The organism is Streptomyces azureus (assembly GCF_001270025.1).
Lineage (GTDB): Bacteria > Actinomycetota > Actinomycetes > Streptomycetales > Streptomycetaceae > Streptomyces > Streptomyces azureus.
Map to the genome: position 1 here is coordinate 89,008 of NZ_DF968198.1, position 9,875 is coordinate 98,882.

Sequence of the window (9,875 nt, forward strand, 5' to 3'; positions counted from 1 at the left end):
GTGTGCCCGGACACAGCGGGAATGCGCGCCCCTTAGGATCCGTTGGGTGGGGTGAGAGCTCCGAGAGAAGCTCCCCCCGGTCGAACGACGCAGTCCAGAGACGAGGAATCAAGCCGTGAGCGACGTCCGTAACGTGATCATCATCGGCTCCGGGCCCGCCGGCTATACGGCGGCGCTCTACACCGCGCGCGCGTCGCTGAAGCCGCTGGTGTTCGAGGGCGCCGTCACCGCCGGCGGCGCTCTCATGAACACCACCGACGTCGAGAACTTCCCTGGCTTCCAGGACGGCATCATGGGTCCCGAGCTCATGGACAACATGCGCGCTCAGGCGGAGCGCTTCGGGGCCGAGCTCGTCCCGGACGACATCGTCGCCGCCGACCTGGCCGGTGAGATCAAGACCGTCACGGACACGTCCGGTACCGTCCACCGGGCCAAGGCCGTCATCGTCGCCACCGGCTCGCAGCACCGCAAGCTCGGTCTGCCGAACGAGGACGCCCTCTCCGGCCGTGGGGTGTCCTGGTGCGCCACCTGTGACGGATTCTTCTTCAAGAACCAGGACATCGCCGTAATCGGTGGTGGCGACACCGCCATGGAGGAGGCCACCTTCCTCTCCCGGTTCGCCAAGTCCGTGACCGTCGTCCACCGCCGTGACACCCTGCGTGCCTCCAAGGCCATGCAGGAGCGCGCTTTCGCCGATCCGAAGATCACGTTCGTGTGGGACAGCGAGGTCGCCGAGATCCAGGGCGACCCGAAGCTCTCGGGCCTGAAGCTGCGCAACCTCAAGACCGGCGAGCTTTCGGACCTGTCGGTGACCGGTCTCTTCATCGCCATCGGCCACGACCCCCGCACTGAGCTCTTCAAGGGTCAGCTCGACCTGGACGACGAGGGCTACCTGAAGGTGACCGCGCCGTCGACGCGCACCAACCTGACCGGTGTCTTCGGTGCGGGCGACGTGGTCGACCACACCTACCGTCAGGCGATCACGGCGGCCGGTACCGGCTGTGCCGCCGCTCTCGACGCCGAGCGCTACCTGGCCGCCCTCGCGGACGAGGAGCAGCCCGAGCCCGAGAAGACCGCTGTCTGACCTCTCTCCCTACCCGCCCCACGCACCAACCAGTTAAGGAGCCCGCCGTGGCCGGCACCCTGAAGAATGTGACCGACGACTCCTTCGAGCAGGACGTCCTCAAGAGCGACAAGCCCGTCCTGGTGGACTTCTGGGCCGCCTGGTGCGGTCCGTGCCGCCAGATCGCGCCGTCCCTCGAAGCGATCGCCTCCGAATACGGCGACAAGATCGAGATCGTCAAGCTGAACATCGACGAGAACCCGGGTACGGCCGCCAAGTACGGCGTCATGTCCATCCCGACGCTGAACGTCTACCAGGGTGGCGAGGTCGCCAAGACCATCGTGGGCGCCAAGCCGAAGGCCGCGATCGTTCGCGACCTCGAGGAGTTCATCGCCGAGTGAGCCGGCGGTGCCGTCTGAGCGACGGTGCATGTTTCACGTGAAACACGAATGGGCCAACCCGGAAGGGTTGGCCCATTCGTTTGACTGCTTCCTCTACAACGGTCGCAGCGCCGGCTCCTTCTGTACGGCTCCCAGGAGCCGATCCAGCGCCATCTCGACGTCTTCCTTCCAGGAAAGCGTCGACCGCAGTTCCAGCCTCAGCCGGGGATAGGTGGGGTGCTGCCGGACCGTCTTGAAACCCACCGCCAGGAGATGGTCGGCGGGCAGCACACAGGCCGGTTCCTTCCAGCGCGCATCTCCGAACGCCTCGATCGCTTTGAACCCGCGCCGCAGCAGATCCTTGGCGACCGTCTGGACCATCACCCGGCCCAGCCCCTGCCCCTGGTACCCCGGCACGATGAACGCGGTCATCAGCTGAACCGCGTCGGGGGAGACGGGACTCGTGGGGAACGCCGTGGAGCGCGGGACATAGGCGGGAGGAGCGTAGAGCACGAAGCCCACCGGTACGTCGTCGACGTACACGACCCGACCGCAGGACCCCCAGTCCAGCAGAACGGCCGAGATCCAGGCTTCCTTCTCCAGAGCGGACTCGCCCGCCTTTACCGCGGCCTCACCGCTGACCGGGTCGAGCTCCCAGAAGACACACGAGCGGCAGCGCTTGGGAAGGTCCTGAAGGTTGTCCAGCGTGAGCGGTACGAGTCGGCGCCCCATGAAGGCTGTTCCTCGCTTCCTTGGCCTGCCGCGTCGCGGGCGGCTGTCAGAGCGCTCCGTTCCCTGAGGAGACTGCCGATGAACCCACCGACCGCTCCCAGCCCCAAACCGGCGCTCACCAGTCCAGTGCGGCTCATCGTTCGCATGGCCCCTGCCTTCCCTCTCAGAGGTGGTGTCGGGTGGCTGCGCCGTATCCGAACGCATCGTATCCACGATGCGATTCCATCGATACCGCCAGAAAGGAAAGAACGGGCCACGTTCCGTCACACACCGGACATGGCCCGCTCTGTCGTCCGCAACAGAGGCTCCTGCCGGAGGCTCAGGACTCGTCCTCCTCGGAGTCGCCCTCCAGGAGACTCTTCTGCAGAACCGGTCCCTCGCCCGGAGCGAGTGAGCCGAGGATCCGCTCAAGGTCCTCCATGGAGGCGAACTCGACGGTGATCTTGCCCTTCTTCTGGCCCAGGTCGACCTTCACCCGCGTCTCGAAGCGGTCCGAGAGCCGCGTGGCGAGCTCGGACAGCGCGGGAGAGACACGAGTACCGGCACGCGGGCCCTTGGGCCTCTGGGCCTTCTGGGGACGCGAACCCATCAGGGTCACGATCTCCTCGACGGCCCGCACCGACAGCCCCTCGGCCACGATGCGGTGGGCCAGCCTGTCCTGCTCCTCCGAGTCCTCGACGGACAGCAGGGCCCGCGCGTGGCCGGCGGAGAGCACCCCGGCGGCGACCCGGCGCTGCACCGCCGGCGAGAGCTTCAGCAGACGCAGGGTGTTCGAGACCTGCGGGCGGGATCGGCCGATGCGGTCCGCAAGCTGGTCGTGCGTGCAGTTGAAGTCCCGCAGCAACTGGTCGTAGGCGGCTGCTTCTTCCAGAGGGTTCAGCTGGGCCCGGTGCAGGTTCTCCAGCAGAGCGTCCAGGAGGAGCTTCTCGTCCTCCGTGGCCCGCACGATCGCTGGGATCGCCTCCAGCCCCGCTGCGCGGCAGGCCCGCCAGCGGCGCTCGCCCATGATGAGCTCGTAGTGGGCGGGACTCACCTGCCGTACGACAACCGGCTGGAGGAGCCCCACTTCCTTGATGGAGGTGATGAGCTCGGCGAGCGCGTCCTCGTCGAAGACCTCACGCGGCTGTCGCGGGTTCGGCGTGATGGAGTCGATGGGGATCTCGGCGAAGTGCGCACCGATGGGCGCCGCAGGCGCGGCGGGAGCACTGGGCTGCGCCGGCTCCTCTGTTTCACGTGAAACAGTCGGCAGCGTCGCCACCTTCGCCGCGGCCACCCCACGGTCGTTCGGCAGCACGGGCACTGCCGCAGGGGATGTCGAAGCGGCGCCCCCCGCCGCAGCCTGGGCCACCGACTTCTCCGTCGGTGCAGCAGGGATCAGTGCGCCGAGACCACGACCCAGCCCCCTCCGTCGCTCGCTCACTGGATGCCCTCCACCATGCTCGGGTCGTTCTGCTGTGCGCCGATGTGGGCATGCGTGGCGTCATAGCTGATGCCCACACCCTTCAACGCGATCTCTCGTGCCGCCTCAAGGTAAGAGAGGGCACCACTTGATCCAGGATCGTAGGTCAGGACCGTCTGTCCGTAACTCGGCGCCTCGGAGATACGGACGGACCTGGGAATGCTCGTCCGCAGCACCTCGTCGCCGAAGTGGGTGCGCACCTCTTCCGCGACCTGGGACGCGAGTCGCGTCCGGCCGTCGTACATGGTGAGCAGGATGGTCGACACATGCAGGGCGGGGTTGAGATGCCCCCGCACCAGGTCGACGTTACGCAACAACTGACCCAGGCCTTCCAGCGCGTAGTACTCGCACTGAATCGGGATCAGAACCTCCTGGCCCGCCACCAACGCATTGACCGTCAGAAGGCCGAGCGAGGGCGGACAGTCGATGAGGATGTAGTCCAGCGGCTGCTCGTACGCCTGGATGGCGCGCTGCAACCGGCTCTCCCGTGCCACCAGGGACACCAGCTCGATCTCCGCACCGGCGAGATCGATCGTGGCAGGGGCACAGAAGAGGCCCTCGACGTCGGGGACCGGCTGGACGACCTCGGAGAGCGGCTTGCTCTCCACCAACACGTCGTAGATGGACGGAACTTCGGCGTGATGATCGATCCCCAGCGCGGTGGACGCATTGCCCTGGGGATCGAGGTCGACCACCAGAACCCGGCCACCATGCAGGGCCAATGACGCGGCAAGGTTGACGGTCGTCGTCGTCTTGCCCACACCGCCCTTCTGGTTGGCGACCACCATGATTCGGGTCTGCTCGGGCCGTGGCAGGCCCTCGCCGGCGCGGCCTAGAGCCTCCACCGCCAGTTGGGCAGCACGACCGATGGGAGTGTCGTCCATCGGAGGCGGTGTTTCACGTGAAACATCCGCCCCCATCGACTCGGTACGGGGACCGGGGACCGGATCGGTCATCGGTCCCGCGATGTTGGCGTCGGACCGCAAGGATTCACTCTCCTCGACTTCAGGCTCGCAATGAACAGAGCCTCCCATGTCTTCGGGGTCGTGAACCAGTGAGGCCTTCCGTTCTGTGGAGAATTCCACCTCTGTGGACAACTCAGTTCCCTCATCGAGTGACCCGAGAGGCTTACGGTCGCGGGGTTCGGCCGCAGCGCGGCCACGACTGATGATGCCGTGCAGCAGTGAGCGACGTTTCACGTGAAACACGATGCACAGCAGTCGTTGCCGGATTGTCGCGACACTCCGGCATGCATAGGTTTGGCAGCTTGTGTGGAGTACGTCTCGTCGTCAGGACGGATCAGCGTCGTCGGACGGGATCGGCGTTCCCAGGACGGATCAGCGTCGGCGGCGGGCACGCCCCGTGCGAGCCGCCTTGGCGCGCTTCGCGGCGAAGCGCACACCGCCGGGGCTCTCCCCGACCTCGACCCGTACCACCGTGGACATCGGGTCCACCACGCCCTCACCGACATGCAGGATGGACGTCTCCACCGCACCGAGCTTGCTCAGGGCCGCTGACGCGCTTTTCAGCTCCTCCTCCGCGGCGTCGCCCTTGAGCGCGAGCATCTCCCCGTACGGCCGCAGCAGAGGGATGCCCCACGTGGCAAGGCGGTCGAGGGGCGCTACGGCTCGGGCCGTCACGACGTGGACGGGCTGGATCTTCCCCATGACTTCCTCGGCCCGGCCGCGCACGACGGTCACATGATCGAGGCCGAGCAGCTCCACGACCTCGGAGAGGAAGTTGGTACGCCGCAGCAGCGGCTCCAGCAACGTGATCTTCAGGTCCTCCCGGACCAGCGCCAGCGGAATGCCGGGGAGGCCGGCGCCCGAGCCGACATCGCACACCGTCACGCCCTCGGGCACGACCTCCGAGAGCACCGCGCAGTTCAGCAGGTGCCGCTCCCACAGGCGGGGCACTTCACGCGGGCCGATGAGACCGCGCTGCACGCCCGCCTCAGCGAGCAGTTCGGCGTACCGCACCGCATCCGCGAAGCGATCACCGAACACCTCGCGCGCCTGCTCGGGCGCGGGGGGAAGCTCCGCTGCCTCCGTCACGGGGGACCGTCCTTCCGTACGCGTCAGCGCACACAGCGCCGACACCAGAACCACCAGAACTATCAGGCTGACAAACTTCGGCCCCGCCTGCGCAACAGACGGGGCCGGGAAACGTAGGGGCCGATCAGACGGGAAGCACGACGACGAAGCGCTGCGGCTCCTCGCCCTCGGACTCGCTGCGCAGGCCCGCGGCCTTGACGGCGTCGTGCACGACCTTGCGCTCGAACGGCGTCATCGGGTCCAGCTTCACGGCCTCACCGCTGCTCTTGGCCTCGGCCGCGGCCTTGGCGCCCAGCTCGGACAGCTCGGAGCGCTTCCGGGCCCGGTATCCCGCGATGTCGAGCATCAGACGGCTGCGGTCACCGGTTTCACGGTGCACGGCCAGACGGGTGAGCTCCTGGAGTGCCTCCAGCACCTCACCGTCACGGCCGACCAGCTTCTGCAGGTCGCGACTGCCCGTGTCGCTGATGATCGAGACAGAGGCACGGTCGGCCTCGACGTCCATGTCGATGTCGCCGTCGAGGTCGGCGATGTCGAGCAGACCCTCCAGGTAGTCCGCCGCGATCTCGCCCTCCTGCTCCAGGCGGGTCAGGGTGTCTGCACCCTCGGCAGCGGCGGAGGTGGTGCCTTCCGTCACGGGATGGACTCCTTCTTACTTCTTGGACGGGGACTTGGGCCGCTGCGGACCCTTGCGCTGTCCGGACTGGGCCTTGCTGCGGGTGCCGCTGCCGGACTTCTTGGCAGCGGCGGCGGGCTTGGCGTCCTCGGGCTCGTCGGACTTCGTGAGCGACGTCTTCGGCTCGGACTCGCCGGCCGCCTTCGTGGCACCGGACTGCCGCTTAGCCTTGGTCTGCCGCTTGGGCTGCTGCCGCTTCGGCGTGCCGGTGGTCGGCGTACCGTCCTCGGCTTCGACGGCGACAGCGGTGTCGCTCTTGATCACAGTGCCGTCGGCCTGGGCGGCGAGGCCGGCCTTGTTCAGGCCGTTGATGAACTTGCGCTCGAACTCGTTGCGGTCGCGTCCCTTGACGACGATCGCCTTGACGATGGCCCGGTCGCGGCGCCGGCTGACCTTGCCGTGAGTGGTGACGTGCTTGTGCAGCCGCTCCAGGTACGAGGCCTGGGCCTTGGAACCCGGCGTCGGGTTGTTGTGGATGACGTACATCTGCTGGCCCATGGTCCACACGTTGGTGGTCAGCCAGTAGACGAGGACACCGACGGGGAAGTTGATGCCGAAGACGGCGAACATGATCGGGAAGACGTACATCAGCATCTTCTGCTGCTGCATGAACGGCGTCTTCACCGTGGTGTCGACGTTCTTCGTCATCAGCTGGCGCTGGGTGAAGAACTGCGACGCCGACATCAGGACGATCATGACGGCGGTGACCACGCGGACATCGGTGAGGGAGGCACCGAGTGCTTCCACCTTCGACGAGCTGTCGGTGAACTTCACCGCCAGCGGCGCACCGACGATGTGCGCCTTCTGGGCACTCTCCAGAAGGCTGGTGTTGATCACGCCGATGGTGTCGTTCGACGCAATGCTGTTCAGCACGTGGTACAGGGCGAAGAAGAACGGGGACTGCGCCAGGATGGGAAGACACGAGGACAGCGGGTTGGTACCCGTGTCCTTGTACAGCTTCATCATCTCTTCGGACTGACGCTGCTTGTCGTTCTTGTAGCGCTCCTGGATCTTCTTCATCTCGGGCTGGAGCGTCTGCATGGCCCGGGTCGCCTTGATCTGCTTCACGAAGAGCGGGATCAGGCAAATACGGATCAGGATCACCAGGGACACGATCGACAGGCCCCAGGCCCACCCGGTGTCAGGCCCGAAGAGGGCGCCGTACACCGAGTGGAACTGGACGATGACCCAGGAGACGGGTGTGGTGATGAAGCTGAAGAGGCTGGCAATCGTGTCCACTAATCATGCTCCTTGGGCATGGGACGGTGTCTCTGCGGCCGGGCTCGAAGGACTGGACCGACTTGTGGGAGAAGTCTGTCCCTCGGTGGCCGGGACGGCGGCGGAGGGCCCGCCCTTGCGTGCACGCCACGCGTTCCGCAGCATTTCGTGCCACCGCGGGCGCTTGCGCGGCGGGACATGGTCCACACCGCCCAGCGACCACGGGTTGCACCGCAGGATGCGCCAGGCCGTGAGTGCCGTTCCCTTGATGGCACCGTGCCGGTCGATGGCCGTGAAGCCGTAGTGGGAGCACGACGGGTAGTACTTGCAGACCGGCCCGAGCAGCGGACTGATCGTCCACTGGTAGAGCTTGATCAGTGCAAGCAGCGGGTACTTCATCGCGCGCCCCCTCCCAGCAGCCGCTGGAGGGCGGCATCCAGGTCTCGGGCCAGCTGTGCATGGTCGGCGTCGCCCGCACCGGGCAGCGCTCGTACCACTACCAGGCTACCGGGGGGCAGCTGGGCGACTCGGTCGCGCATCAGGTGGCGAAGCCTGCGCTTCACTTTGTTGCGTACGACCGCACCGCCCACGGCTTTGCTCACGACGAAACCCGCACGCGTCGGGGGAGCGCTCTCCCCAGGCGCATGCGGGTCCGTGGCACCGCTTCGAAGGTGGACGACGAGGTACGGGCGTCCTGCCCGGCGTCCTCGCCGCACCGCGGTCGCGAAGTCCTCGCGCCGCCTCAGCCGGTTCTCGGTGGGCAGCACGATGTCATGACCTGACCGGGATCAGGCGGACAGACGGGCGCGACCCTTGCTACGGCGGGACGCGAGAATCGCGCGGCCGGCACGGGTGCGCATACGCAGCCGGAAGCCGTGGGTCTTCGCGCGACGACGGTTGTTCGGCTGGAAGGTGCGCTTGCTCACTCGGGGGCTCCAGAAGAAATCGGTAGTTGCGGGGTGCCGTCCTGGCTGTCACCGTGCGCCCACGAGTAGCTCGCAGTTACGCCCGAGTGCACCGCTTACCGATCACCCAAATGATCTGTGCCCATCGGAGGCAGGCGGCAGCAGCCATCGACAACTCGACCTGGTTACGGTACGCGCGGCTACGCCATCCGGTCAAACCAGCAGCCACCCGGAGACACTTGTCCACAGGCTGGGGACAACAACTTGAACCGCAGTGGCCGCCCTGACTACCGTGACGGAACTCCGATTCGTTCCCTTATCCCTGCCCCACCCGATTTACATCCCGAGCCGTCCCAGAACCACACGTTCGTGGGACCTGTGAGAGAGCGTGCCCTGTGGCTGACGTACCTGCCGATCTTGCCGCAGTGTGGCCACGCGTATTGGAGCAGCTCCTCGGGGAGGGCCGCGGCCAGGGCGTCGAGGCGAAGGACGAGCACTGGATCCGCCGCTGCCAGCCGCTCGCGCTGGTCGCGGACACGGCCCTGCTCGCCGTACCGAACGAATTCGCGAAGGGCGTACTCGAGGGCCGCCTGGCTCCCGTCGTCAGCGAGACCCTGAGCCGCGAGTGCGGCCGCCCGATCCGGATCGCGATCACCGTCGACGACTCCGCGGGCGAGCCCCCGGCCACACCGGCGCCCCAGGCCCGGCCCCAGTCGCGTTACGAGGAGCCCGAGCTTCCGGCCGCGCGGCAGGACCGCGACGGTTACGAGGGGTACGGCCGCCACCGCGCCGACCAACTGCCGGGAACGGCCGGCGATCAGCTCCCGCCTACGCGCGGAGATCAACTTCCCAGCCCCCGTCCCGCGTACCCGTCCGAGTACCAGCGCCCCGAGCCCGGCTCCTGGCCGCGGCCGACACAGGACGAGTACAGCTGGCAGCAGCAGCGCCTCGGCTTCCCCGAGCGTGATCCGTACGCGTCACCGAGCCAGGACGCCTACGGCTCACAGGACTCGTACGGATCCCAGGACTCGTACGGTTCCCGTGGGTCCTCGCAGGAGTCGTACGGATCCCATGGATCACAGGGATCACACCGGTCGCAGGGATCCCATGGGTCGCAGGACTCGTACGGCTCGTCCTCCCAGGACGCCTACGGCTCCCCGTCCCAGGACTACCGCCCACAGTCCATGGAGCGCCCCTCCTACGACCAGCCGCGCTCCGACTACGACGCGTCACGCCCCGACTACGACCAGCGCGACCCGGTCCGCCGGGAGCTGCCCGAGCCGCCGGCCGGCTCCGGGCACGTGCACCGCGGCGGTCCCGTCGGCCCGAATCTGCCGACGACCGGTGCGCCCGGCCCGCTGGCCGCGCAGCCCGCACCGGCGACCGGC

General features: G+C 67.4%; 11 protein-coding genes and 1 pseudogene. 3 read left to right on the top strand and 9 right to left on the bottom strand.

Annotated features, from left to right (window positions below; all coding sequences use genetic code 11):
• The first annotated feature begins 115 nt into the window (after window positions 1-115).
• Both trxB and trxA read left to right on the top strand, forming a co-directional pair.
• Window positions 116-1,084 (top strand): thioredoxin-disulfide reductase, encoded by a 969-nt coding sequence (trxB, locus tag AOQ53_RS03185; protein ID WP_059414779.1) that lies wholly within the window; start codon window positions 116-118, stop codon window positions 1,082-1,084.
• Window positions 1,085-1,131: 47 nt separating this feature from the next.
• Window positions 1,132-1,464, top strand: coding sequence for a thioredoxin (trxA, locus tag AOQ53_RS03190; RefSeq protein WP_030847066.1), 333 nt, complete (start codon window positions 1,132-1,134; stop codon window positions 1,462-1,464).
• 93 nt (window positions 1,465-1,557) lie between these two features.
• Here the strand turns inward: trxA and AOQ53_RS03195 are convergent, their stop codons facing one another.
• The 9 genes from AOQ53_RS03195 to rpmH form a co-directional block, all read right to left on the bottom strand.
• The gene (locus AOQ53_RS03195) at window positions 1,558-2,175 is read right to left on the bottom strand and encodes a GNAT family N-acetyltransferase (protein ID WP_059414780.1); all 618 of its coding nucleotides are present in this window, start codon (window positions 2,173-2,175) and stop codon (window positions 1,558-1,560) included.
• 319 nt (window positions 2,176-2,494) lie between these two features.
• Window positions 2,495-3,595, bottom strand: a complete 1,101-nt coding sequence (locus tag AOQ53_RS03200; RefSeq protein ID WP_059414781.1) for a ParB/RepB/Spo0J family partition protein — start codon at window positions 3,593-3,595, stop codon at window positions 2,495-2,497.
• Entirely contained in the window at window positions 3,592-4,668 is a 1,077-nt protein-coding gene (locus AOQ53_RS03205; protein ID WP_078945117.1) for a ParA family protein, read from the bottom strand. Before AOQ53_RS03205 ends, AOQ53_RS03200 begins: the two co-directional genes overlap by 4 nt.
• A 303-nt stretch (window positions 4,669-4,971) precedes the next feature.
• A complete protein-coding gene (rsmG, locus tag AOQ53_RS03210) occupies window positions 4,972-5,688 on the bottom strand; it encodes a 16S rRNA (guanine(527)-N(7))-methyltransferase RsmG (protein ID WP_059414784.1) in 717 nt (238 codons plus the stop codon).
• 124 nt (window positions 5,689-5,812) lie between these two features.
• The gene (locus AOQ53_RS03215; RefSeq protein WP_059414786.1) at window positions 5,813-6,325 is read right to left on the bottom strand and encodes a Jag family protein; all 513 of its coding nucleotides are present in this window, start codon (window positions 6,323-6,325) and stop codon (window positions 5,813-5,815) included.
• A 15-nt stretch (window positions 6,326-6,340) separates the two neighbouring features.
• A complete protein-coding gene (gene yidC / locus AOQ53_RS03220; protein WP_059414787.1) occupies window positions 6,341-7,603 on the bottom strand; it encodes a membrane protein insertase YidC in 1,263 nt (420 codons plus the stop codon).
• Between the two features lie 3 nt (window positions 7,604-7,606).
• The gene (gene yidD / locus AOQ53_RS03225) at window positions 7,607-7,981 is read right to left on the bottom strand and encodes a membrane protein insertion efficiency factor YidD (RefSeq protein WP_059414789.1); all 375 of its coding nucleotides are present in this window, start codon (window positions 7,979-7,981) and stop codon (window positions 7,607-7,609) included.
• A complete protein-coding gene (rnpA, locus tag AOQ53_RS40230; protein ID WP_010032713.1) occupies window positions 7,978-8,349 on the bottom strand; it encodes a ribonuclease P protein component in 372 nt (123 codons plus the stop codon). Before rnpA ends, yidD begins: the two co-directional genes overlap by 4 nt.
• 21 nt (window positions 8,350-8,370) lie before the next feature.
• Complete coding sequence (rpmH, locus tag AOQ53_RS40235; protein ID WP_003956500.1) at window positions 8,371-8,508, bottom strand: 50S ribosomal protein L34; 138 nt, start codon at window positions 8,506-8,508, stop codon at window positions 8,371-8,373.
• A gap of 1,130 nt (window positions 8,509-9,638) precedes the next feature.
• On the opposite strand from rpmH, the pseudogene dnaA reads away from it, so the two are divergent.
• Window positions 9,639-9,875, top strand: a pseudogene (gene dnaA / locus AOQ53_RS47945) (chromosomal replication initiator protein DnaA); the annotation flags it as partial.